Annotated in this window: 20 protein-coding genes; 19 read left to right on the top strand and 1 reads right to left on the bottom strand. The window is 40.1% G+C overall.

Annotated features, from left to right (window positions below):
• Positions 1–49 precede the first annotated feature (49 nt).
• The 18 genes from KZX55_RS04355 to rfbB all read left to right on the top strand — a co-directional run bounded on the left by KZX55_RS04355 (position 50) and on the right by rfbB (position 21,053).
• Entirely contained in the window at positions 50–2,017 is a 1,968-nt protein-coding gene (locus KZX55_RS04355) for a peptide ABC transporter substrate-binding protein (RefSeq protein ID WP_248024978.1), read from the top strand.
• Positions 2,018–2,174: 157 nt separating this feature from the next.
• Positions 2,175–4,136: a peptide ABC transporter substrate-binding protein gene (locus tag KZX55_RS04350; RefSeq protein ID WP_248024976.1), complete on the top strand. Its 1,962-nt coding sequence runs from the start codon at positions 2,175–2,177 to the stop codon at positions 4,134–4,136.
• A 190-nt stretch (positions 4,137–4,326) separates the two neighbouring features.
• The gene (locus KZX55_RS04345; RefSeq protein ID WP_248024974.1) at positions 4,327–5,772 is read left to right on the top strand and encodes an LCP family protein; all 1,446 of its coding nucleotides are present in this window, start codon (positions 4,327–4,329) and stop codon (positions 5,770–5,772) included.
• Between the two features lies 1 nt (position 5,773).
• A complete protein-coding gene (gene cps4B / locus KZX55_RS04340) occupies positions 5,774–6,505 on the top strand; it encodes a capsular polysaccharide biosynthesis protein Cps4B (protein WP_248024971.1) in 732 nt (243 codons plus the stop codon).
• An 8-nt stretch (positions 6,506–6,513) separates the two neighbouring features.
• Positions 6,514–7,206 carry a capsular polysaccharide biosynthesis protein gene (cpsC, locus tag KZX55_RS04335; protein WP_248024969.1) on the top strand — a complete coding sequence of 231 codons (693 nt, stop codon included), beginning with the start codon at positions 6,514–6,516 and terminating at the stop codon, positions 7,204–7,206.
• A 9-nt stretch (positions 7,207–7,215) separates the two neighbouring features.
• Positions 7,216–7,899 (top strand): tyrosine-protein kinase, encoded by a 684-nt coding sequence (locus KZX55_RS04330; protein ID WP_001142501.1) that lies wholly within the window; start codon positions 7,216–7,218, stop codon positions 7,897–7,899.
• A 22-nt stretch (positions 7,900–7,921) separates the two neighbouring features.
• Positions 7,922–9,289 carry a sugar transferase gene (locus KZX55_RS04325; RefSeq protein ID WP_248024967.1) on the top strand — a complete coding sequence of 456 codons (1,368 nt, stop codon included), beginning with the start codon at positions 7,922–7,924 and terminating at the stop codon, positions 9,287–9,289.
• A gap of 28 nt (positions 9,290–9,317) precedes the next feature.
• Positions 9,318–10,490: a beta 1-4 rhamnosyltransferase Cps2T gene (gene cps2T, locus KZX55_RS04320; RefSeq protein ID WP_248024965.1), complete on the top strand. Its 1,173-nt coding sequence runs from the start codon at positions 9,318–9,320 to the stop codon at positions 10,488–10,490.
• A gap of 3 nt (positions 10,491–10,493) precedes the next feature.
• Complete coding sequence (locus tag KZX55_RS04315) at positions 10,494–11,651, top strand: glycosyltransferase family 4 protein (protein ID WP_248024962.1); 1,158 nt, start codon at positions 10,494–10,496, stop codon at positions 11,649–11,651.
• A 2-nt stretch (positions 11,652–11,653) separates the two neighbouring features.
• Positions 11,654–12,652: a Stealth CR1 domain-containing protein gene (locus KZX55_RS04310; RefSeq protein ID WP_001033091.1), complete on the top strand. Its 999-nt coding sequence runs from the start codon at positions 11,654–11,656 to the stop codon at positions 12,650–12,652.
• Positions 12,653–12,686: 34 nt separating this feature from the next.
• Positions 12,687–13,652 (top strand): glycosyltransferase family 2 protein, encoded by a 966-nt coding sequence (locus KZX55_RS04305; RefSeq protein WP_248024960.1) that lies wholly within the window; start codon positions 12,687–12,689, stop codon positions 13,650–13,652.
• A 38-nt stretch (positions 13,653–13,690) separates the two neighbouring features.
• Complete coding sequence (locus tag KZX55_RS04300) at positions 13,691–14,851, top strand: polysaccharide polymerase (protein ID WP_248024958.1); 1,161 nt, start codon at positions 13,691–13,693, stop codon at positions 14,849–14,851.
• Positions 14,848–16,260 (top strand): flippase, encoded by a 1,413-nt coding sequence (locus KZX55_RS04295; protein ID WP_248024957.1) that lies wholly within the window; start codon positions 14,848–14,850, stop codon positions 16,258–16,260. Before KZX55_RS04300 ends, KZX55_RS04295 begins: the two co-directional genes overlap by 4 nt.
• A gap of 9 nt (positions 16,261–16,269) precedes the next feature.
• Positions 16,270–17,373 carry a UDP-galactopyranose mutase gene (glf, locus tag KZX55_RS04290; RefSeq protein WP_248024949.1) on the top strand — a complete coding sequence of 368 codons (1,104 nt, stop codon included), beginning with the start codon at positions 16,270–16,272 and terminating at the stop codon, positions 17,371–17,373.
• Between the two features lie 27 nt (positions 17,374–17,400).
• Positions 17,401–18,453, top strand: a complete 1,053-nt coding sequence (locus KZX55_RS04285) for a hypothetical protein (protein WP_000878652.1) — start codon at positions 17,401–17,403, stop codon at positions 18,451–18,453.
• 71 nt (positions 18,454–18,524) lie between these two features.
• Positions 18,525–19,394 (top strand): glucose-1-phosphate thymidylyltransferase RfbA, encoded by an 870-nt coding sequence (gene rfbA, locus KZX55_RS04280; protein ID WP_248024940.1) that lies wholly within the window; start codon positions 18,525–18,527, stop codon positions 19,392–19,394.
• Positions 19,395–19,988 carry a dTDP-4-dehydrorhamnose 3,5-epimerase family protein gene (locus KZX55_RS04275; protein WP_000131466.1) on the top strand — a complete coding sequence of 198 codons (594 nt, stop codon included), beginning with the start codon at positions 19,395–19,397 and terminating at the stop codon, positions 19,986–19,988.
• Between the two features lie 18 nt (positions 19,989–20,006).
• On the top strand, positions 20,007–21,053 hold the full coding sequence (gene rfbB / locus KZX55_RS04270; protein WP_248024932.1) for a dTDP-glucose 4,6-dehydratase: 1,047 nt from the start codon (positions 20,007–20,009) through the stop codon (positions 21,051–21,053).
• A gap of 60 nt (positions 21,054–21,113) precedes the next feature.
• Here the strand turns inward: rfbB and rfbD are convergent, their stop codons facing one another.
• Entirely contained in the window at positions 21,114–21,968 is an 855-nt protein-coding gene (gene rfbD, locus KZX55_RS04265; protein WP_248024930.1) for a dTDP-4-dehydrorhamnose reductase, read from the bottom strand.
• Between the two features lie 248 nt (positions 21,969–22,216).
• On the opposite strand from rfbD, the gene KZX55_RS04260 reads away from it, so the two are divergent.
• Complete coding sequence (locus KZX55_RS04260; protein ID WP_000842598.1) at positions 22,217–24,199, top strand: peptide ABC transporter substrate-binding protein; 1,983 nt, start codon at positions 22,217–22,219, stop codon at positions 24,197–24,199.
• The last annotated feature ends 89 nt before the right edge of the window (positions 24,200–24,288 follow it).

The raw sequence follows: 24,288 nt of genomic DNA, 5'->3' as shown, positions 1-24,288 counted from the left end.
GAAAAAATAGGGTATAATGGTGAAAATACTATCTTAAAGGAGATTACTTATGAGATCGAAAAAGTGGCTCTTAGGAGCAGGTGCCGTCCTGAGCACAGTCCTTCTTTTAACTGCTTGTGGGCAAAGTGAAAAGAAGGCTGATGCACCCAAGACATTCTCTTATGTCTATGCTATGGATCCATCATCTTTGGACTACAGTGTGACGAGCAAGAGTTCAACTTCTGATGTTATAGCGAACGTTGTCGATGGCCTTTTGGAAAATGATAAATACGGGAACTTGATTCCGTCGCTTGCAGAAGACTGGTCTGTTTCTAAAGATGGCTTGACCTATACCTACAAACTTCGTAAGGGTGTAAAATGGTATACTTCTGATGGAGAAGAATACGCTGAAGTTAAGGCCAAAGACTTTGTTACTGGGCTTAAACATGCTGCTGACGGGAAATCAGATGGTCTTGCTTTGATTCAAGATTCTATCAAAGGATTAGCTGCCTACATCAGTGGAGAAAGCAATGACTTTTCTACAGTAGGAGTCAAGGCTGTTGACGATTACACGGTAGAATATACGCTCAACAAGCCAGAAAGTTTCTGGAACTCTAAAGTCACAACTGCGACCATGCTTCCAGTAAATGAAGAGTTTTTGAATTCTAAAGGGGGCGACTACGGTGCGCCAACTCCATCAAGCATCCTTTATAACGGTCCTTATTTCTTGAAATCATTGACTTCAAAATCAGCCATTGAATATGAAAAGAATCCAAATTACTGGGATAAGGACAATGTTAAGATTGACAATGTCAAATTAACTTTCTACGATGGATCTGACCAAGAATCTTTGATTCGTAGCTTTACACAAGGTGCCTATACAACAGCTCGTCTCTTCCCAACAAGCTCAAACTTTGAGTCAACTAAAAAAGAGTATGGCGATAAGATTGTTTACAGTCCACAAGAAGCGACAAGCTACTATCTTACTGTTAACGTAAACCGTCAATCTTACAATAAAACAGCCAAAACAGACGAAACTCAAAAAACATCAACGAAAGAAGCTCTTCTCAACAAGAACTTCCGCCAGGCGCTGAACTTTGCTCTTGACCGTCATTCTTATACTGCTCAGTTGAATGGTGAAGAAGGTGCAGACAAGATTATCCGTAACAGCCTAGTGCCTCATGACTACGTTCAAGTGGGCGAAAAAACCTTTGGAGAGTTGGCGCAGGCAGAGCTCGTTTCATATGGAGACCAGTGGAAAGATGTAGCCCTTACAGATGGCAAGGATACGATTTACAGCCCTGAAAAAGCCAAGGCAGCCTTTGCTAAAGCTAAGGAAGAATTGCAGGGCAAAGGGGTTACCTTCCCAATTCATTTGGATATCCCGGTTGAACAAACAGATGTAATCGCCGTTCAGCAAACTAACTCACTCAAGCAGTCTATCGAATCATCACTTGGTACTGAAAATGTCATTGTCGATGTCCTTCAAATGACTGATAATGAAAAAATGAGCATTACGTCTCAAGCCAAGGTTCCATCCCAAAAAGACTATGACTTGAACGGAACTGGTTGGGGCCCTGATTATCAAGACCCAGCTACCTACCTCAACATTCTTGATGCCAAGAAGGGTTCTGCCCTTAAACACTTGGGTATCACTCGTGGAAAAGATCCAGAAGTGATGGCTCAAGTTGGACTGGACGAATACAAGAAACTCTTGGATGATGCTGCAGCTGAAACCAGCGACCTCAACAAACGCTATGAAAAATACGCTAAAGCTCAAGCTTGGGTGTCTGATAGCTCACTCTTAATCCCAGTTGCTTCTTCAGGTGGTTCTCCAACTGTTAGCCGAACTGTACCATTCACAAAAGCATACTCTCAAGTCGGAATCAAGGGAGACCCATTTGTGTTCAAAGGATTGGAGTTGCAAAATGATGTTGTGACTGCAAAAGAATACGAAGAAGCCTTCAAGAAATGGCAACAAGAAAAAATCGAAACAAATGCCAAATACCAAAAAGAACTTGAAAAACATGTCAAGTAATCTATAAACAGAAAAGGGAAGTTGCAGGAAACTGTGCTTCCTTTTTTTGTTTTGAGACACCAGTTGTCATAAAAGCAGTAACTTTACATTTTTGAATAAATTTGATAAAATATGGTTATGTTATAAAACGTAACATTCGTGAGTGATTGAGGAGTAGATGATGAAAATGAAAAAAAGACTAATCGGGACAGGTCTTGTTTTAGCGACAGGTATTTTGCTTTCGGCGTGTGGACAGTTCAACACAAATACTAGCACTTATTCATCAACATTTAGTGCGAATCCAACAACTTTTAACTATCTTCTAGATTATTATGCAGATAATACTGCCGTTATTACCAATCTCGTAGATGGTTTGCTAGAAAATGATAGCTATGGCAACCTAACGCCAGCTCTAGCTGAGGATTGGTCTGTTTCAGCAGATGGTTTGACCTATACCTACAAGCTTAGAAAAGATGCAAAGTGGTATACGGCTGATGGTGAGGAATATGCTTCAGTCAAGGCTCAGGATTTTGTCACTGGGATCAAATATGCCGCTGACAACAAGGGGCAAGCCATGGATCTGATCCAAAATTCAATCAAGGGATTGAATGACTATGTGACGGGTGTGACCAATGACTTTTCGACTGTTGGTGTCAAAGCCTTGGATGATTACACAGTCGAGTACACTTTGACTCGACCAGAACCGTATTGGAATTCAAAGACAACCAATAGTATCCTTTTTCCAGTCAACGAAGAGTTCTTGAAATCAAAGGATAAAGATTTCGGTACCTTGACGCCAGACAGCATCCTTTATAATGGTCCATATTTGTTAAAAGATTTCACATCAAAATCTTCGATCGAGTATGTGAAGAATCCACACTATTATGACCATGATAAAGTGACCATTGAAAAAGTTAAGTTAGCCTACTTTGATGGGTCAGATCAGGAGATGACGATTCGAAACTTTGAAAGTGGTGCCTACTCACTTGCGGGAGTCTATCCAAATAGTTCGAACTATACTAAGACAAAAGAAAAATACCAAGACAATATCGTTTATAGCTTACAAGACAAGACATCTTGGTACTTTAACTTTAACGTCAACCGTAAGACCTATAATCATACTGCTAAAACAACGGACGAACAAAAGAAATCAACTCAAACAGCTATTTTAAATAAAAACTTCCGTCAGGCTATCAACTTTGGTATTGATCGAACAGCCTACTCTGCTCAATCTAATGGTGAAGAAGCAGCAAGCAAGACCCTTCGTAATACTCTAGTTCCACCAACATTTGTCCAGGTGGGAGATAAGACCTTTGGAGAAGTAACAGCTTCTAAGCTTGTGAACTACGGGACTGAGTGGTCAGGCATCAATTTGGTAGACGCTCAAGATGCCTACTTTAACAAGGAAAAGGCCCAAGCAAAATTTGCAGAAGCTAAAAAGGAATTGGAAGCCCAAGGCGTGACTTTCCCAATTCATTTGGATGTTCCTGTTGATCAGACGAATAAAAATGCGGTTTCTGGTATGAACTCGGTTAAACAAACCCTTGAAACAGTACTAGGTTCTGACAATATCGTCATTGATGTTCAACAGCTTTCTACAGATGACTTTGGAAATGTTGCCTTCCTAGCACCAAATCCAGCAGCTCGTGACTACGACCTAAACTTTGATGGTTGGGTTGGTGATTACCAGGATCCATCAACTTATCTAGACCCCTTCAATGCTGAAACCGGCTTCTATCTCAAGATTTTTGGTCTTGACGCCAAGGAAGACCAAGAGCTCATTAAAAGTCTAGGTCTAGATACCTATACACAACTCCTGAAAGAAGCAGATGCCGAGAACAAAGATGTCGCTAAACGTTATGAAAAATACGCTGAAGCTCAAGCTTGGATGATTGACAATTCTCTAGTCATGTCTGCTATGTCAAATGGTGGTACAGCCTCTGTAACTAAAGTAACTCCGTTTACACGTGCCTACTCCCTAGTAGGTATCAAGGGTGACGGAAATAATTACAAGTACATGAGATTGCAAAAAGATCCTGTTACCAAGAAACAATTTGATGAAGCCAAGGCTAAGTGGGAAGCAGAAAGTAAAAAGGCTATTGAAAAGAGCCAGAAAGAGTTTGAAAATCATATCAAATAAAAACAGAAATGGGCCCCATAATAAGGGGCCTTGTTTTTGTTTGATCAAGGATTCCGTTAATAGAAGTCATAAATTCAAAATATAGCTAAGAAAAAATGAATGAAAACGCTGATATTAGCAGGAATGGATGGAATTTCTTTCATGATTGTGATATAATAATTATAATTATTAACGTGTATAGGGGATTACCATGAGTAGACGTTCAAAGAGAAATCGTTCAGGAAATGTGAAGCGAAGTATTAATATAGCTTTATTAGCCATTTATTTATTATTGAGTGGCTCTTTGTTGTTCTTGATTTTTAGACATAATATCCTAGCCTTTAGGCATCTCAATATCTTAGCTACTGTTCTAGTTTTGCTATCTGCTATCGTAGCTCTACTTTTGATAGTATATAAGAAAGCCGAAAAGTTCACGATTTTCTTTTTGGTACTTGCGGTGTTGACTAGTTCGGTTTCGCTATTTGCTCTGCACCAATTTGTGGGCTTGACTAATCACATCAATGCGACATCAAACTACTCAGAGTATTCGATGAGTGTTGTGGTTTTAAAAGATAGTGAAATCAACAACGTTACCCAGTTAGATAGTGTGACAGGTCCGACTGAAACGGATAATGACAATATCCAAAAATTGATAGCGGATATTAAGACGACTCAGAGCAAAGACTTGGCGGTTGAACAAAGTGCATCTTACCTAGCAGCCTATAAGAGCTTGATTTCAGGTGATGCGAAAGCGATTGTCTTGAACAGTGTCTTTGAAAATATCATTGAAGCAGAGTATCCAGATTATGCTTCGAAGATTAAGAAAATCTATACGAAAAAACTAACCAAGGATGTTGCGGCACCAAAGGTATCTAAGAATCAATCCTTTAATATTTATATCAGTGGTATTGATACCTACGGACCTATCAGTTCAGTTTCTCGTTCAGACGTCAACATCTTGATGACTGTGAACCGAGATACTAAGAAAATCCTTCTCACCACAACACCTCGAGATTCTTATGTTCCGATCGCGGACGGAGGAAATAATCAAAAGGATAAATTGACTCACGCGGGAATTTATGGAGTAGACTCATCAATTCATACCTTGGAAAACCTATATGGAGTTGATATTAACTACTATGTTCGTTTGAATTTTACCTCTTTCTTGAAATTGATTGACCTTCTAGGTGGTGTGGATGTTTATAATGACCAAGATTTCACTTCTTTGCATGGGCAGTACCATTTTCCTGTTGGGAATGTCCATCTAGACTCGGAACAAGCCCTTGGTTTTGTCCGCGAACGCTACTCTCTAGCGGATGGAGACCGCGACCGCGGTCGGAACCAGCAAAAAGTTATTGTTGCCATTATTCAGAAGCTAACCTCGACAGAGGCTTTAAAGAATTATGACAACATTATTCAAGGATTGCAAGATTCTCTTCAAACCAATATGCCTTTGGAAACCATGATGGACTTGGTTAATACACAGTTGGATAGTGGTGGTCAGTATAAGGTTAATTCCCAAGACTTAAAAGGAACTGGTAGAACGGATCTTCCATCCTACGCTATGCCAGATAGCAACCTCTATATGATGGAAATTGATGAAAGTAGCTTGGCTACAGCCAAGGCAGCTATCAAAGATGTGATGGAGGGGAAGTAGCATGATAGACATCCATTCACACATTGTTTTTGATGTGGATGATGGTCCAAAGTCGATAGAGGAGAGTAAAAACCTTTTAAGAGAAGCCTATAGTCAAGGGGTCAGGACCATTGTTTCCACCTCTCATCGTCGGAAAGGGATGTTTGAGACACCAGAAGAGAAAATAGCAACTAACTTTTTGAAAGTTCGCGAAATGGCCAAGGAGGTGGCAGATGATCTTGTCATCGCCTATGGCGCAGAAATATACTATACGCCAGATGTTGTTGAAAAATTGGAAAAGAAATTGATTCCAACCCTCAATGATAGTCACTATGCTTTGATTGAGTTTAGCATGAATACACCCTATCGAGATATACATAAAGGACTGAGCAATATTCTCATGTTAGGGATTACACCAGTTGTTGCCCATATTGAGCGTTATGATGCTCTAGAAAATAATGAAAAGCGAGTTCAGGAACTGATTGATATGGGGTGCTATACCCAGGTCAATAGTTCTCATGTTTTGAAACCAAAACTCTTTGGAGAAACCTACAAATTCATGAAAAAGAGAGCTCAGTATTTCTTGGAACGTGATCTAGTTCACGTCATCGCTAGTGATATGCATAACTTGGATCGCAGACCACCTCATATGGAAGAAGCCTATGATATCATTGCTAAAAAGTATGGTGAAGATAAGGCGAAGGAACTCTTCAAAGATAACCCACGAAAAATAATAATGGATCAATTGATTTAGGAGAAACAATGAAAGAACAAAATATGATGGAAATTGATGTATTTCAATTACTTAAAATCCTTTGGAAACGGAAAGTTCTAATTGCACTGGTAGCAATCGTAACTGGGGTAGTAGCCTTTGCCTACAGTAGCTTTATCGTAAAACCTGAATATACTAGTACGACACGTATCTATGTAGTTAATCGTAATCAGGGAGATAAGCCTGGATTGACAAACCAAGATTTGCAAGCAGGATCTTACTTGGTTAAAGACTATCGCGAAATTATTCTATCACAAGACGTTTTGGAGAAGGTCGCAACGGATTTGAAACTGGATCTTCCTTCAAAAGGTTTGGCTAGTAAAATCAAGGTGACCGTACCGGCTGATACACGTATCGTATCGATCTCTGTTACAGATCGTGCGCCTGAAGAAGCAAGTCGCATCGCCAACTCATTGAGAGAGGTTGCAGCTCAAAAGATTATAAGTGTTACACGGGTTTCGGATGTGACGACACTTGAAGAGGCTCGCTCAGCAACCTCACCATCTTCACCAAACATTCGTCGTAATACCATGATTGGATTTCTCGCTGGAGCGGTTGTGATGATTGTCGCGGTTCTCCTTATTGAACTCCTAGATACACGTGTTAAACGACCAGAAGACGTTGAAGATGTTATGCAAATTGCACTATTGGGAGTAGTTCCAAATTTGGATAAATTGAAATAGGAGAGAAAAATGCCAACGTTAGAAATTGCACAAAAAAAATTAGATTTGGCAAGAAAAGCAGAGGAGTATTACAATGCGCTTCGTACCAATATACAATTGAGTGGAAATAACTTAAAAGTTATTTCAATTACATCAGTAAAACCAGGGGAAGGGAAGTCAACTACTTCTACTAATATTGCTTGGGCCTTTGCGCGTGCTGGATATAAGACGCTTTTAATTGATGCCGATATTCGTAATTCTGTCATGTCAGGTGTTTTTAAATCACGTGAAAAGATTACGGGATTAACAGAATTCTTATCAGGGACAACAGATTTATCACAAGGGTTATGTGATACGAATGTTGAAAATTTGTTTGTCATTCAAGCTGGTTCCGTTTCTCCAAATCCAACAGCTTTGTTGCAAAGTGAGAATTTTAAGACTATGCTTGACACTTTGCGCAAGTACTTCGATTACATCATTGTGGACACTGCTCCTATCGGGGTTGTGATCGATGCGGCTATCATCACTCAGAAATGTGATGCTTCGATTTTGGTGACTGCAGCTGGTGAAACAAATCGACGTGATATCCAAAAAGCCAAAGAACAATTGGAACAAACAAGTAAACCATTCTTAGGGATTGTATTAAATAAATTGAATACCTCGGTTGAAAAATATGGATCATATGGAGCTTATGGCTCTTACGGGAAAAAATAAGAGATAGCTTAGGGAAGATATTATGGAAGAAAAAGGATTGAAGATTACTTTGGCGGTAATCCAGAGTTTTCTTGTCATTGTATTAGCTTATTTACTTAGTTTTGTAAGAGAAACAGAGATTGTGAACACCTCTGTTATCATCTTGTTCATTCTGCATTTTGTTGTTTTTAACATTAGTAATTATGAGCGTGATTTTTTTAAAAGGGGTTATTTATCTGAGTTTATCAGCACTACAAAATATATCGTTTTCTTTGCTTTAGCCATCAGTATTTCAAACTTCTTTTTAGAAGATCGTTTTAGTATCTCTAGACGAGGCATGATTTATTTTTTGACAATACATTCTATTTTGTTGTATTTGTTGAATCTGTGCATTAAACGCTATAGGAGACGTATCTTTCCAAATTTCAAGGGGAGTAAAAAGATATTCTTGATAACAGCTACTTCCAGAGTTGAGAAAGTTGTAGATAGACTGATAGAGTCGGGAGATATTTTTTGGGAATTGGTGGCGGTCAGTGTTTTGGATCAGCCTAATTTTCAGCATGCATCCGTAACCGTTGTACCTGCAGAGAGCATCTTAGATTTTGCTACCCATGAAGTTGTTGATGAAGTTTTTATCAATTTACCAAGTGAAGAGTATGACATCGGGGAGTTTATCTCTCTTTTTGAAACAATGGGAATTGATGTGACAGTTAATCTGAATGCTTTCAATAACTATCTAGGTAGCGATAAAAAGATTCGCGGAATGGCAGGCTTGAATGTCATTACATTTTCTACAAAATTTTATAAGACAAGCCACGTCATTGCTAAACGTTTCATTGATATCATAGGCTCGATTATCGGACTACTTATTTGTGGATTGGTGAGTATTGTTTTGGTTCCGGTGATTCGAAAAGATGGCGGACCCGCTATTTTTTCTCAAACTCGTATCGGAAAAAATGGTCGACATTTTACTTTTTATAAATTTAGATCTATGTGCGTGGATGCTGAGAAAAGGAAACAAGAGCTCCTTGCACAAAATGCCATGCAAGGTGGTATGTTTAAAGTCGATGATGATCCTCGTATAACAAAGATAGGGAGATTTATCCGTAAGACCAGTCTAGATGAACTCCCTCAGTTTTGGAATGTTTTAATGGGAGATATGAGTTTGGTTGGGACACGTCCCCCAACAGTTGATGAGTATGAAAAATATACTCCTGAACAAAAACGTCGTCTTAGTTTTAAGCCAGGAATTACTGGTCTATGGCAGGTGAGTGGACGTAGTAAAATCACGGACTTTGATGATGTTGTCAAGCTGGACGTGGCCTACATTGATGATTGGACCATCTGGAAAGATATCGAAATATTGTTAAAGACCGTCAAAGTGGTATTTATGAGAGAAGGGGCGAAGTGATTTGTGCCCTCAGCCTGTTAGGAGAGAAATGAAACAATCAGTTTATATTATTGGTTCAAAGGGGATTCCTGCTAAGTATGGAGGATTTGAAACCTTTGTTGAAAAATTAACCGAATATCAAAAAGACAGCAACATACAGTACTATGTTGCTTGTATGCGTGAAAATTCAGCTAAATCTGGCATCACGGATGACCAGTTTGAGCATAATGGAGCCATTTGTTTCAACATTGATGTACCTAATATTGGACCGGCTCGTGCCATCGCTTACGATATTGCAGCAGTCAACAAGGCTATTGAATTGGCTAAGAAGAACAAGGACGAAGCTCCCATTTTTTACGTTCTAGCTTGTCGCATTGGCCCTTTTATTTCTGGGCTTAAGAAAAAAATTCGTGCAATCGGAGGCCGTTTGCTGGTAAATCCTGATGGTCATGAATGGTTGCGAGCAAAGTGGAGTTTACCAGTTCGTAAGTATTGGAAATTTTCAGAGCAGCTCATGGTCAAACATGCAGATTTACTGGTCTGTGACAGTAAAAACATTGAAAAATATATCCAAGAGGATTATAAGCAGTACCAACCAAAGACCACCTATATTGCCTATGGAACGGATACTACTCCTTCAATCCTGAAAGCAGAAGATGCCAAGGTTCGGAACTGGTATCAGGAAAAAGGAGTTAGCGAAAATGGCTATTATCTAGTAGTGGGACGATTCGTTCCTGAAAACAACTACGAAGCCATGATTCGTGAATTTATCAAGTCCAAGTCCAAAAAGGACTTTGTTCTCATCACAAATGTGGAGCAGAATAAATTTTACGATCAGTTGTTACAAGATACTGGTTTTGATAAAGATCCTAGGGTCAAATTTGTCGGGACTGTCTATGACCAAGAGTTGCTCAAGTACATTCGTGAGCATGCCTTTGCCTATTTCCATGGACATGAGGTTGGAGGAACCAACCCTTCTCTACTGGAAGCTCTAGCATCTACAAAACTGAATTTGTTGCTAGATGTTGGTTTTAACCGTGAGGTTGGTGAAGACGGGGCCATTTATTGGAAAAAAGATGAGTTGGCTCGTGTCATTGAGGAAGTAGAAGGATTTGATCAGGCAGCAATAACTGACTTGGATTTCAAGTCAAGCCAAAGAATCCTCTCAGCTTTCACATGGGAAAAGATTGTGTCAGATTATGAAGAAGTGTTTAAAGGATAGGGAATGAAACGGATTTTATACTTGCATGTTGGTGCAGAAATGTATGGAGCAGATAAGGTTTTACTGGAATTGATCAAAGGATTGGATTCCAAAGAATTTGAAGCTCACGTCATCTTGCCAAATGACGGTGTTTTAGTCGAGGCTTTGCGCCAAGTTGGGGCTCAGGTCAGCGTGTTGGATTATCCGATTCTACGTAGAAAATACTTTAATCCTAAAGGCATTGCCGACTATATTCGCTCTTATAATTTCTATGCTAAGCAAATCGCCCTCTATGCTCGAGAACACAGTATAGATATGGTTCACAATAATACAGCGGCTGTTTTGGAGGGCATCTATTTGAAACGCAAGCTCAAGCTGCCTTTGATTTGGCATGTTCATGAGATTATCGTCAAACCCAAAGCTATTTCTGACTTTATCAATATGCTCATGGGACGATATGCAGACAAGATTGTGACGGTGTCCCAAGCGGTCGCTAATCATATCAAGCAGTCTCCCTTTATCAAAGATAGCCAAGTGGAAGTGATTTATAACGGTGTCGATAATGCTGTCTATTATCCAATGGATGCGTCTTCTATTCGTGAAAAATTTGACATTGCGCAAGATGCACTTGTGATTGGCATGATTGGTCGGGTCAATGCTATCAAAGGACAAAATGATTTCATAGAAGCAGTCGAGCCACTTTTGGAAAATAATGAGCAAGCGGTGGCTTTCCTAGCTGGAGGTGTTTTTCCTGGTGAAGAATGGCGCTTAGAAGAACTAGATAAGAGAATAGCTTCTTCATCTGTTGTGTCACAAATTCATCGTATTGATTACTACGATAAGACTTCTGAACTTTATAATATGTTTGATATCTTTGTCTTACCAAGTATAAAACCTGATTCCCTACCTACAGTAGTCCTAGAAGCCATGGCTTGTTCAAAACCAGTTGTTGGTTATAACAATGGGGGAATAGCTGAAATGGTAGTAGATGACAAAAGTGGTTGCTTAGTCAAACCAAATCGTCCTCAAGAACTTTCTAATGCCATTTCTCTCTTACTAGATAGTTCTGAAAAAAGAGAAAAATTTGGGCGAGTAGGATATCAGAGACAAAAAGAGCTGTTTTCTTTGGAGAGTTACATCAAGAACTTTTCGGAGTTGTATAAAACAGATAGAAAAGATTAGTTATGAATAAAATAGATTTTGTTGTGACTTGGGTTGATGGGAATGATCCTGTGTGGCAAGAAAAAAAATCAAGCTATGATGGCTCGGTTAATACTTCTAAACAGAGTATGAATTCAGTCAAGGCTTACCGAGAATGGGGGACCTTTAAATATTGGTTTAGAGGGGTAGAAAAGTTTGCCCCTTGGGTCAATAAGGTCTATCTTGTGACTGACCAGCAAAAGCCAAGCTGGTTAGATATAAATAGTGAAAAATTGGTGTTGGTAGATCATACAGAGATTATCTGTAATGACTACCTGCCAGTTTTTTCTGCCAATCCTATCGAAAGTAACATCCATCGAATCCCTGGTCTCTCAGAGCATTTTGTTTTTTTTAATGACGATATGTATTTGACAGCTCCAGTCGAGCCGACAGATTTTTTCTCAGAGGATGGTTTACCCAAATATAATACGGCTCTTTCACCGATTATTCCTGAGCGATATGGAACGGGGAATTTTCAGATAAATGACATGGAGATTGTCACTAGCTATTTCAGTCGAAATGAAATTTTGAAGAATGGCCAATTCTTTGATCCAAAGCAGGGATTAAAAAGTATCGTTAAGTCGCTACTATACAGAAATAGTCAGTTTATCTGTGGTTTCTGGGAGAGTCATCTGCCCTATCCTCTACTAAGATCAACGATGAACTTGGTATGGGAAAAGGAAAAAGCTGTCTTGGAAAGAACCTCGGCTAGTCGCTTTAGAAATCCTTCTGATACCAATGTTTGGCTCTTTAAGTATTGGCAGATTGCCAGTGGTAAATACGCTATCGGAAATCCTAAGTTGGGAGGACTCTTTTCTTTGGATAATGCCGGACCAGATTTTTGGAAGATACTAAATTCTGGCAAATACCAAATTATGTGTATCAATGATGGATTTAACATTCAAGACGAGGAGCAGGTGATGACAGACTTTATCAAGGCTATGGATCAACTGCTTCCAGATAGAAGCTCATTTGAGATTTAAACTGTAAAACTAAGTAAGAGAAAGAAAAGAAAATATGATTTCGGTAATTGTGCCTGTTTATAATGTGGAGGACTACCTTCATTATGCCATGGAGAGTTTGGAACATCAGACTTACAAGAATATGGAAGTCCTCTTGATTGATGACGGCTCGAGTGATGGCTCAGGACACTTGTGTGACCAGTATGCCCAGCAATATGATTGGGTGACTAGCTACCATAAGGTCAACGGTGGCTTGTCTGATGCTCGGAACTATGGGGTCTTGAAAGCCAAGGGCGACTGGATTACTTTCCTAGATCCAGACGACTATCTGGAACCCTGTGCCTTGGAACTGCTAGCAGAGCTACAAAGTCGTACCCAAGCAGATATGGTGAGTGGCAAAGTAGAGCCAACAGCTCACTATCATCGTTTTCAAAATTTTCACTTGGATCAGCTTGATTTAGACCAAGTTAAGGTCTATGACAAGGCAAAGGCTCTGACTGAGATGCTTTATGGAGACCTTGTAACGGTCTCTGCTTGTGGGAAACTCTATCGGAAAGAACTTCTTGAGAAAGCTCCCTTCCCCAAGGGGCGCATCTACGAAGACCTCTATGTTATCAGTGAGCATCTCAATCAAGCCCAATCCGTGGCTTTGTACCATCTTCCGATTTACCATTATTACCATAGACCTGGTAGCATTACTGCCTCGGCTTTCACGCCTAAACAATACGAGTTTTATGAAGCAATCGATCATTTAAAAGAGGTTGTGAATGCAACCTATCCTGAGAGTTCAGAACTCCAAGAAGCCATTATTTCTCGCTTCTTTACAGGAAGTCTTCTTATCTTTACGATGATTCATGATGGAAATCCAGCAGAGTTTAAGCGACTTCAGGAGAAGATGAGGCCCTATTTGCCTATTGTTTTGAAGAATGCTAGAGTTAGTAAGAAACGTAAGATTCTCTATGTTTTGATTAGTAGGTATCCACGGCTCTATTATCAATTTAAAAAGTTAAAAAAATCCTAAGTAAGAGTTAGAGATGAAAGAAGAAAAGGAAAAAGAAAATGTTAAAGTTAGAACGTGATAAATTGCTAATTGCAGCAGTTTTAATAGTGGTTGTCTCCATAGATATGATCAATACGTCTATGTTAGCTCCTGTTTTACCTAATATTCCTAATGTAGTTCCTTTTTTTGCGGTCCTGTTACTTGCTATGCGATTTGCTTATATTCATCACTACTCTATAAGCTATCTCATCTTTGCACCAATTCTTCTTTTTGCTGGGGGCATGGTTTACTATAAGACTGGGAACCTTAATGCATTGATGTATATGTTTCTGCTTGTCTTTCTTTACAAGGCTGAGATGGAAAGTGTACTTAAAATATACTCTGTTGTAGCCTTGTTTTTTATTGTATTGATAGTGCTCTTGGCCGTGATTGGTGCTATTCCAAACTTGCAATTTGTCCAATCACGATCTGCGGGAGTCGTTGTTCGAAATTCATTTGGCTTTATTTATCCAACTGATTTTGCTTCTCACTGTTTTTATCTATATACAGCTATATCGTATATCTTTAGAAAGAAATTCATTATTTTACGGACTGCCTTAGGATTTGGTCTGGCTTATTTCATTATTCGATATTGCGATGCGAGGCTTAATGCCGCTTCTATTACTGTAATGGCGCTCATTTTTCTGTACTTTTATTTCCAAAATGATAAACAGCGACGGCTTTTTGCTTTACTTCCTTTATCGGCTGGTATAGCGTCTTCAGTAATGATTTATCTCTCTTCTAAATTTACCTGGTCTCATCCAATGTATGTGGCTCTAAACAATTTTTTTAGTATGAGATTACACCTAGGACATGAGGCACTAAAAAAATATGCAGTGCAGTGGTTTGGAATTCGGGGCATATCATTTGTCGGTTATGGGGGGCGTACAGAATCCGTTTTGAGCTACGACTATGTAGACTCTTCCTACGTTCAGATGCTCTTTACCTATGGGATGATTCCAGTTCTCTTATTGGTCGTGTTATACATAGTTAGGTCTTGGTCACTTTATCGCAAAAAGAATTATTTGCTATTGACGGCCTTATCCTTAATAACAGTCAACTGTATGTTTGAGGCCTTCTGGGTTCGCCCGTCTTATAATATTTTTATGTTTACTCTATTTGCAACCTTGCCAGTTATTGAATTTGAATCGAAGAAATCTACAACGAGGAACTCCTTGTGAAAGTATTAAAAAATTATTTATATAATCTTTCTTATCAGCTGTTAGTAATCGTTTTACCAGTCATTACTACACCCTATATTACTCGGGTTTTCTCATCCAATGACTTAGGTTACTATGGGTACTACAACTCAATAGTAACTTACTTTATACTCTTAGCGACACTTGGGGTGGCCAATTATGGGACCAAGGAGATTTCAGGACATCGAAACAATGTTCAGAAAACCTTCTGGGGCATTTACAGTTTACAAGTCCTTTCAACCTGTTTAGCGGTTACGCTTTATATAGTTGTCTGCTTGCTTGTGCCGTCGATGAACAATCCAATTGCCTATATACTTGGCTTTAGTTTGCTGTCTCGTGGTTTTGATATTTCTTGGCTTTTTCAAGGGTTAGAAGATTTCAAAAAAATCACAGCTCGTAACACAATGGTCAAACTTCTAGGTGTTGTTTCGATTTTCCTCTTTATCAAGAAACCATCCGACTTATATTTGTATATCATCCTCTTGGTTGCCTATGATCTATTAGGGCAGTTGAGTATGTGGCTTCCTGCTCGCGAACACATTCGTAAGCCACATCTGGATATAGCCTATGCCAAAGAGCATATCAAGCCAGTCATTCTCTTGTTTCTGCCACAGATTGCCATTTCGCTCTACATCACGCTAGATCGCACTATGTTAGGTGCCTTGTCTTCAACTAAGGATGTCGGGATCTATGATCAAGCCTTGAAATTATTGAATATTTTGTTGACTTTGGTAACGTCGCTTGGTAGTGTTATGTTGCCCCGGGTCTCCAATCTCCTCTCATCAGGTAATCAAAAGGCGGTTAACAAGTTACATGAAATGTCTTTCTTAGTGTATAACTTGGTCATCTTTCCGATGATTGCGGGGATTTTGATTGTCAACAAAGATTTTGTTAATTTTTTCCTAGGGCAAGACTTCCAAGATGCTCGTTATGCGATTGCCATCATGGTTTTTAGAATGTTCTTTATTGGCTGGACTAACATAATGGGAATCCAGATTCTGATACCTCATAATCGCAATCGTGAATTTATGCTGTCAACAACTATTCCAGCTATTTTCAGTGTAGGCTTGAATCTCCTCTTGATCCCGCCTCTGGGCTATATTGGAGCGTCGATCGTATCTGTTGCGACTGAAGGTTTAGTCTGGCTCATCCAACTCTACTTTACACGTTCGTATCTAAAAGAGGTCAAGATCCTTCCATCTATGCTAAAAATATTTTTAGCTGCTCTCTTGATGTACGGCGCCTTGTATTCTGTACAAGCTTTCATGCACTTCTCGTCTGTTGTGAATGTCTTGATTTATGCTGTCCTTGGCTTCCTAGTCTATGGTGGCTTGGTTTTGGTCTTACGTGTCTTGGATTTTCAAGAACTAAAAAGTGTTTTAAAGAAATAAGGAGATTTTATGTACGATTATTTGATTGTCGGTGCTGGCTTGTCAGGTGCAATTTTTGCCTACGAAGCTAACAAACGTGGCAAGAAAGTGAAGGTGATTGATAAACGAGAACACATTGGTGGGAATATCTATTGCCAATCTGTTGAAGGAATCAATGTCCACAAGTATGGGGCTCATATCTTCCATACATCCAATAAAAAGGTCTGGGACTATGTCAATCAGTTTGCGGAGTTTAACAATTACATCAATTCACCAATTGCAAACTATCAGGGGAATCTCTACAATCTGCCTTTCAATATGAATACTTTCTATGCTTTGTGGGGGACAAAGACACCCCAAGAAGTCAAGGACAAAATTGCTGAGCAGACGACGCACATGCAAGATGTTGAGCCAAAAAACTTAGAGGAACAAGCCATTAAGTTGATTGGTACGGATGTTTATGAAAAGCTAATCAAGGGCTACACCGAAAAGCAATGGGGGCGTTCTGCTACTGAACTACCACCCTTTATCATCAAGCGTTTACCTGTTCGATTGACCTATGATAACAATTATTTCAATGACCGTTACCAAGGGATTCCAATTGGTGGTTACAATGTCATCATCGAAAAGTTGTTGGAAGGAATCGAAGTAGAGCTTAATACAGATTTCTTTGCTGATCGTGAGAACTTGGAGGCTTCAGCGAATAAGATTGTTTTCACGGGGATGATTGATCAGTTCTTTGACTACAAGTTTGGTGAACTTGAGTATCGTAGTCTCCGTTTTGAGCATGAGATTCTGGACCAAGAAAATCATCAAGGAAATGCTGTAGTCAACTATACTGAACGTGATATTCCTTATACGCGTATCATCGAACACAAACATTTTGAGTTTGGGACTCAGGACAAGACGGTTATTACTCGAGAATATCCAGCAGATTGGAAAAGAGGAGATGAACCTTACTATCCAATCAATGATGCCAAAAACAATACTATTTATGAGCAGTATCTAGCAGAAGCTGAGAAAAATGGCCACGTTATCTTCTGTGGTCGCTTGGCAGATTATAAATACTATGATATGCATGTGACTGTTGAACGTGCATTGGATGTGGTAGAAGAAGAACTAGGGAGCATCTAAGAACATCACAGATAAAGGGGAGAAAAGGTGAAATATTATCTGAAGGATTCATTTCTGCATAATGCACACGAAAAGAATGCAGGGAGTAAGGCGCGAAATGATGTAGAATCTATTCTAATCTCAGAGGGTTATGAGGGGTTGGAGCTCAAGGTTGAGAATTGGTATAAGATGAATTTCTTTAAAGCTCAACAACACAAATATCGTGCGACCAAGTCTGTGTTTGATCAGTTGGGAGCCGGAGATGAATTGGTGATTCAGTTCCCTATTATCCACCATACATTTTTCATCTCACAACTCATTAAGCAGGCGCAAAAAAGAGGAGCAAAATTCTATCTTTTGATCCATGATATTGAAACCTTGCGTCATGCAGCAGGTTCAGAAGTGAAATTCCGTCATAAAGTGCGCAATTACTTCCAGGAAAAGAAAGCTTTGATGTCAGTGGATGGCATTATCGTTCATAACGATATCATGAAGAAAGTTTTGGTAGGTCAAGGAGTGCCAGCAGATAAAATGGTTAGCTTGGAAATTTTTGACTACTTGATTCCAAACTTTGCTGAAAAACCAAATCTCCAAAAAGACCAGCCTATTATCGTAGCTGGAAATTTGAACCCTGCAAAGTCAGGTTATCTTTATAACTTGCCAGACCAGCCAGCCTATAACTTGTATGGAGTGGGCTATGATGAAAGTCGTGCATTGAAAAACACCACCTACTTTGGTTCCTTTATGCCGGATGACCTCCCAGCTGCTCTTGAAGGTAGTTTTGGTTTGGTCTGGGACGGAGATAGCTCAGAAACCTGCCAAGGTTCTTACGGAAACTACCTACGCTTTAACAACTCGCACAAGGCCTCTCTCTACTTAGCTTCAGGTTTTCCCCTAATAGTCTGGAAAGAGTCGGCTCTCGCACATTTTGTTCTGGATAAACAGTGTGGTCTAGCAGTTGATTCTCTACACGACCTCCAAAAAGTACTAGATGATTTGACACTTCAAGACTACAAGGAACTTTCAGAACAAGCTAGGAAAGTTGGAGCTGCTCTTCGAGACGGAGCCTATTTAAAAGCTGCCTTATCCAAATTGAAGTAAATTCCTTAGGGAATTTGGGACAAAATGAAATATAATATAGGATAGGTAATTAGCCAGAAAGGAAGCCTATTATGAAAGGTATTATTCTTGCGGGTGGTTCGGGAACGCGCCTGTACCCACTTACTCGAGCTGCGTCAAAACAGCTGATGCCGGTTTATGACAAACCCATGATTTACTATCCTTTGTCAACCTTGATGTTGGCTGGGATTAAGGACATTTTGATTATCTCAACACCACAGGATTTGCCCCGTTTTAAGGACCTGCTCTTGGATGGCTCCGAATTTGGGATCAAGCTTTCCTATGCGGAACAGCCTAGTCCCGACGGACTTGCTCAGGCTTTTCTTATCGGTGAAGAATTTATCGGCGACGATAGTGTTGCCTTGATTTTAGGCGATAATATCTATCATGGGCCTGGTTTGAGCAAAATGCTTCAAAAGGCAGCTAAGAAAGAGAAGGGTGCGACTGTTTTTGGCTACCAAGTGAAGGATCCAGAGCGTTTTGGTGTGGTCGAGTTTGATACAGACATGAATGCTATTTCCATAGAAGAAAAACCGGAGAATCCTCGCTCTAACTATGCAGTGACAGGTCTTTATTTCTACGACAATGACGTTGTGGAGATTGCCAAACAGATAAAGCCGAGTGCTCGTGGAGAGTTGGAAATCACAGATGTTAACAATGCTTATTTGAAACGTGGGGATTTGTCTGTTGAGGTTATGGGTCGTGGTTTTGCCTGGTTGGATACAGGGACGCATGAGAGTCTGTTAGAGGCCTCCCAATATATCGAAACGGTTCAAAGGATGCAAAATGTTCAGGTTGCCAACCTGGAAGAAATTGCCTACCGAATGGGTTATATCAGCCGTGAAGATGTGCTGAAGTTGGCGCAACATCTCAAAAAGAATGAATACGGGCAATACTTGCTTCGTTTGATTGGAGAAATCTAGATGACAGATAATTTTTTCGGCAAAACACTTGCAGTGCACAAGATTGATGCCATTCCAGGTTTGTTAGAGTTTGACATTCCGGTTCATGGTGACAATCGCGGCTGGTTTAAGGAAAATTTTCAGAAAGAAAAGATGCTACCGCTTGGTTTTCCTGAAAGCTTCTTTGCTGAAGGAAAACTGCAAAACAACGTCAGCTTTTCTCGCAAAAATGTTCTCCGAGGCCTCCATGCTGAACCTTGGGACAAGTATATCTCAGTAGCAGATGGTGGCAAGGTTCTGGGTTCTTGGGTTGACCTACGTGAAGGTGAGACTTTTGGAAATGTTTATCAGACCGAGATTGATGCAAGTAAGGGAATCTTTGTCCCTCGTGGCGTAGCTAATGGTTTCCAAGTCCTCTCAGATACAGTTGCTTATAGCTATCTGGTCAATGACTATTGGGCACTTGAACTCAAGCCTAAATATGCTTTTGTCAACTATGCAGACCCAGCTTTGGGCATTGAGTGGGAAAACCTAGAAGCAGCAGAAGTCTCAGAAGCTGATAAACATCATCCACTGCTTAAGGATGTAAAACCTCTGAGAAAAGAAGATTTGTAAAAAAGTTAAGGAATAAAAATGACTGAATACAAAAATATCATCGTGACAGGTGGGGCTGGTTTTATCGGTTCTAACTTTGTTCATTATGTTTACAAGAACTTTCCAGACGTCCATGTGACAGTGCTGGACAAGCTGACTTATGCGGGGAATCGTGCCAACATTGAAGAAATTTTAGGTGACCGCGTTGAGCTAGTTGTTGGAGATATTGCTGACGCAGCCTTGGTAGACAAGTTAGCGGCTGAAGCGGATGCTATCGTTCATTACGCTGCAGAAAGCCATAATGACAACTCTCTCAATGACCCGAGCCCCTTTATCTACACTAACTTCATTGGGACCTACACTCTATTGGAAGCAGCTCGTAAATATGACCTTCGTTTCCACCATGTGTCGACTGACGAAGTCTATGGGGATCTGCCTCTGCGTGAAGATTTGCCAGGTCATGGAGAAGGTCCAGGTGAGAAGTTTACAGCTGAAACCAAGTACAATCCAAGCTCGCCTTACTCATCAACCAAGGCAGCTTCAGACTTGATTGTCAAAGCATGGGTTCGCTCATTTGGCGTGAAAGCGACGATTTCTAACTGTTCAAACAACTATGGTCCTTACCAGCATATTGAGAAGTTCATTCCGCGCCAAATCACCAATATCTTGAGCGGTATCAAGCCAAAACTCTATGGTGAAGGTAAGAATGTCCGTGACTGGATTCACACCAATGACCATTCATCAGGTGTTTGGACGATTCTGACAAAGGGTCAAATTGGCGAAACCTACTTGATTGGTGCGGATGGCGAGAAGAACAACAAGGAAGTCCTGGAACTCATCCTCAAGGAGATGGGGCAACCAGCTGATACTTATGATCATGTGACGGACCGAGCTGGTCACGACCTCCGCTATGCCATCGACGCTAGCAAGCTCCGTGATGAACTAGGATGGAAACCCGAGTTTACCAACTTTGAAGCAGGTCTCAAAGAGACCATTAAGTGGTACACAGACAACCAAGACTGGTGGAAATCTGAAAAAGAAGCCGTCGAGGCTAACTATGCTAAAACGCAACAAGTAATTAGCTAAATGCATACTAAAAAGCAAGAGAACTCAAGGTCTCTTGCTTTTTATGTATGTCGTAATCTTTTATTTTCTTACTTCTTGTTTATAAAACTCTTTAAGGGCATCTTGCCAGGTTGGAATGACGAAACCTGTCGCCTTCGCTTTGGCTAAACTCATGGTTGAGTTGAGGGGGCGTTTAGCCTTAGCAGGGAACTTGCTGGAGTCTACTGGTACTACTTCAACATCACTGTTCTTAAGAATTTCAACAGCAAAGTCATACCAAGTGGTGTCTTCAGTTGAGTCATTTGATAAGTGGTAGTAGCCAAATTCTTTTTGATTTTCAGTCAAGTAGGTCATGAACTCCGCCAAGGTACGTGTCCAGGTTGGGCGACCGTGTTGGTCGTTAACTACAGTGAGAGTTTTATGGGTTTTGGCAAGATTTTTCATGGTAAAGACAAAGTTTTTGCCATAATTTCCAAAGACCCAAGCAGTACGGATGATATAATGTTGTGATGTAAGATTTTCAACGAGTTCTTCACCCATTCGCTTGGTACGTCCGTACTCTGTCTGCGGATCAGGTAGGTCACCGACTTCCCATTCTTGTCCAACGGGTTTTTTCCCATCAAAGACATAGTCTGTCGAGATATAGACCAGGGTGGCTCCGTATTTCTCAGAGGCCTTGGCTACATTTTCAGTTCCAGTTACGTTTATGGCAAAATCCAGTTCTTTTCCCTCGTCTTCAGCCGCATCCACAGCAGTGTAGGCTGCACAATGATAGACTAGAGTTGGCTTGACATCAGCAAATACCTTATCAACCATTTCAGCATTAGTGATATCCATTTCGGCCACATCCACTGCAACATAGTCCACATTTCGTTCATCTAGTAAATAACGCAGTTCGGTACCGAGCTGACCATTAGCACCTGTAATTAATATCATTGTCTCCTCCTCAGCTTTTCTTCTATCTAATCATAGCAAAAAAACGATAAAAAATCTGATTTTTACCTTTGGTTTGACCGTTTGTATTTTGGAAATCGTAAGTTATACAAATTGGAATTTAATACTATGGCTATCTATCAAAAAAATTTTTTCAGAAAATGCTAAAATCATTCAAAAATTCTGAAAATTCTGTTGACAACTTTCTGAAAAGGGTCTATAATGGGATGTAAATTTTAAAGGAGAAAATGATGAAAAGTTCAAAATTACTTGCCCTTGCGGGTGTGACATTACTGGCAGCTGGTACTCTGGCTGCGTGCTCTGGATCAAGTTCAAGTGCTAAAGGTGAGAAGACATTCTCATACATTTATGAAACGGATCCTGATAACCTAAACTATTTGACAACTGGTAAGGCAGCTACAGCAAATATTACGAGCAACGTTATCGATGGCTTGCTCGAAAATGACCGCTATGGTAACTTTGTACCATCTATGGCTGAGGATTGGTCTGTATCTAAGGACGGCTTGACTTACACATATACGCTTCGTAAGGATGCAAAATGGTATACCTCTGAAGGTGAGGAATACGCAGAAGTCAAAGCTCAAGACTTTGTAACAGGACTTAAATATGCTGCTGATAAAAAATCTGATGGTCTTTATTTAGTTCAAGAATCCATCAAAGGATTGGACGCCTACGTTAAAGGAGAAATTACAGACTTCTCTCAAGTAGGAATCAAGGCCCTTGATGATTATACAGTTCAGTACACATTGAACAAGCCAGAAAGTTTCTGGAATTCTAAGACAACGATGGGAGTTTTGGCCCCAGTAAATGAAGAGTTCTTGAACTCCAAAGGGGATGACTTCGCTAAGGGAACTGATTCAAGCAGTATTCTCTACAATGGTCCGTTCTTACTCAAATCAATTGTTGCTAAATCTTCTGTCGAATTTGCGAAAAATCCTAACTACTGGGATAAGGACAATGTCCATATCGATAAGGTTAAATTATCATTCTGGGATGGACAAGATACCAACAAACCAACTGAAGCTTTCAAAGACGGCAGCTTTACAATGGCTCGTCTCTTCCCAACAAGCGCTAGCTACACAGAGACTGAAAAGGCATTTAAAGACAATATCGTTTATACACAACAAGACTCTACTACTTATTTAGTAGGTACGAATATCGATCGCCAGTCTTATAAGTACACTTCTAAGACAACCGATGAAGAAAAAACATCAACCAAGAAAGCTCTTCTAAACAAGGACTTCCGTCAAGCTCTTGCTTTTGGTTTCGATAGAACGGCCTATGCTTCTCAAGTAAATGGTGCAAGCGGGGCAACTAAACTGCTTCGTAACTTGTTTGTTCCTCCTACATTTGTACAGGCAGATGGAAAGAACTTTGGCGAAATGGTCAAAGAAAAATTGGTGACTTATGGTGACGAGTGGAGCAACGTGAACTTGGATGATGCTCAAGATGGACTCTACAACCCAGATAAGGCCAAAGCAGAGTTTGCTAAAGCTAAGACAGCTCTTCAAGCGGAAGGTGTGAAATTCCCAATCCACTTGGATATGCCTGTAGACCAAACCAATACAACAAAAGTTCAACGTGTCCAATCTTTTAAACAGTCAGTTGAAGAAAACTTAGGATCTGATAATGTGGTTGTCGATATCCAACAACTTCAAAAAGACGATGTCTTGAACATCACTTACTTTGCTGAAACTGCGGCTGGAGAAGACTGGGATATCTCAGATAACGTGGGTTGGTCTCCAGACTTTGCAGACCCTTCTACCTACCTTGATATTATCAAACCATCTGTAGGGGAAAATACAAAGACTTACCTAGGATTTGACTCAGGAACAAACAACGCTGCTGCCAAGCAAGTTGGTTTGGAAGACTACGAAAAAATGGTTGTGGAAGCTGGGGAAGAAACTACTGACGTTTCAAAACGTTATGAAAAATATGCTGCTGCCCAAGCTTGGTTGACAGACAGTGCCTTGCTCATCCCAACAACTTCTCAAACTGGTCGTCCAATGTTGTCTAAGATGGTACCATTTACACTTCCGTTTGCATACTCTGGTAACAAGGGTATGAGCGAAGCCCTCTTGTATAAATACCTAGATGTACAAGATAAGGCGGTAACAACAGAAGAGTACCAAAAAGCTCAAGAAAACTGGTTGAAAGAAAAAGAAGAGTCTAATAAGAAGGCTCAAGAAGACCTCGCAAACCATGTGAAATAAATTTTACAGGATATGAGAAAGGATTTAGTATTCCTCTTGGATGCTAAGTCCTTTTTATATCTTTAAAGCAAGCTTTTAAATTTGGGGTA

The organism is Streptococcus halitosis (genome assembly GCF_023147855.1).
GTDB classification, from domain to species: Bacteria; Bacillota; Bacilli; order Lactobacillales; family Streptococcaceae; genus Streptococcus; species Streptococcus halitosis_B.
This window is presented reverse-complemented; position numbering and strand designations above follow the sequence as displayed.

Excerpts from the sequence above, each read along its gene's own strand:
- KZX55_RS04355 (WP_248024978.1), top strand. The coding sequence starts at position 50 with ATGAGATCGAAAAAGTGGCTCTTAGGAGCAGGTGCCGTCCTGAGCACA.
- KZX55_RS04350 (WP_248024976.1), top strand. The coding sequence starts at position 2,175 with ATGATGAAAATGAAAAAAAGACTAATCGGGACAGGTCTTGTTTTAGCG.
- KZX55_RS04345 (WP_248024974.1), top strand. The coding sequence starts at position 4,327 with ATGAGTAGACGTTCAAAGAGAAATCGTTCAGGAAATGTGAAGCGAAGT.
- cps4B (WP_248024971.1), top strand. The coding sequence starts at position 5,774 with ATGATAGACATCCATTCACACATTGTTTTTGATGTGGATGATGGTCCA.
- cpsC (WP_248024969.1), top strand. The coding sequence starts at position 6,514 with ATGAAAGAACAAAATATGATGGAAATTGATGTATTTCAATTACTTAAA.
- KZX55_RS04330 (WP_001142501.1), top strand. The coding sequence starts at position 7,216 with ATGCCAACGTTAGAAATTGCACAAAAAAAATTAGATTTGGCAAGAAAA.
- KZX55_RS04325 (WP_248024967.1), top strand. The coding sequence starts at position 7,922 with ATGGAAGAAAAAGGATTGAAGATTACTTTGGCGGTAATCCAGAGTTTT.
- cps2T (WP_248024965.1), top strand. The coding sequence starts at position 9,318 with ATGAAACAATCAGTTTATATTATTGGTTCAAAGGGGATTCCTGCTAAG.
- KZX55_RS04315 (WP_248024962.1), top strand. The coding sequence starts at position 10,494 with ATGAAACGGATTTTATACTTGCATGTTGGTGCAGAAATGTATGGAGCA.
- KZX55_RS04310 (WP_001033091.1), top strand. The coding sequence starts at position 11,654 with ATGAATAAAATAGATTTTGTTGTGACTTGGGTTGATGGGAATGATCCT.
- KZX55_RS04305 (WP_248024960.1), top strand. The coding sequence starts at position 12,687 with ATGATTTCGGTAATTGTGCCTGTTTATAATGTGGAGGACTACCTTCAT.
- KZX55_RS04300 (WP_248024958.1), top strand. The coding sequence starts at position 13,691 with ATGTTAAAGTTAGAACGTGATAAATTGCTAATTGCAGCAGTTTTAATA.
- glf (WP_248024949.1), top strand. The coding sequence starts at position 16,270 with ATGTACGATTATTTGATTGTCGGTGCTGGCTTGTCAGGTGCAATTTTT.
- rfbA (WP_248024940.1), top strand. The coding sequence starts at position 18,525 with ATGAAAGGTATTATTCTTGCGGGTGGTTCGGGAACGCGCCTGTACCCA.
- KZX55_RS04275 (WP_000131466.1), top strand. The coding sequence starts at position 19,395 with ATGACAGATAATTTTTTCGGCAAAACACTTGCAGTGCACAAGATTGAT.
- rfbB (WP_248024932.1), top strand. The coding sequence starts at position 20,007 with ATGACTGAATACAAAAATATCATCGTGACAGGTGGGGCTGGTTTTATC.
- rfbD (WP_248024930.1), bottom strand. The coding sequence starts at position 21,968 with ATGATATTAATTACAGGTGCTAATGGTCAGCTCGGTACCGAACTGCGT.
- KZX55_RS04260 (WP_000842598.1), top strand. The coding sequence starts at position 22,217 with ATGAAAAGTTCAAAATTACTTGCCCTTGCGGGTGTGACATTACTGGCA.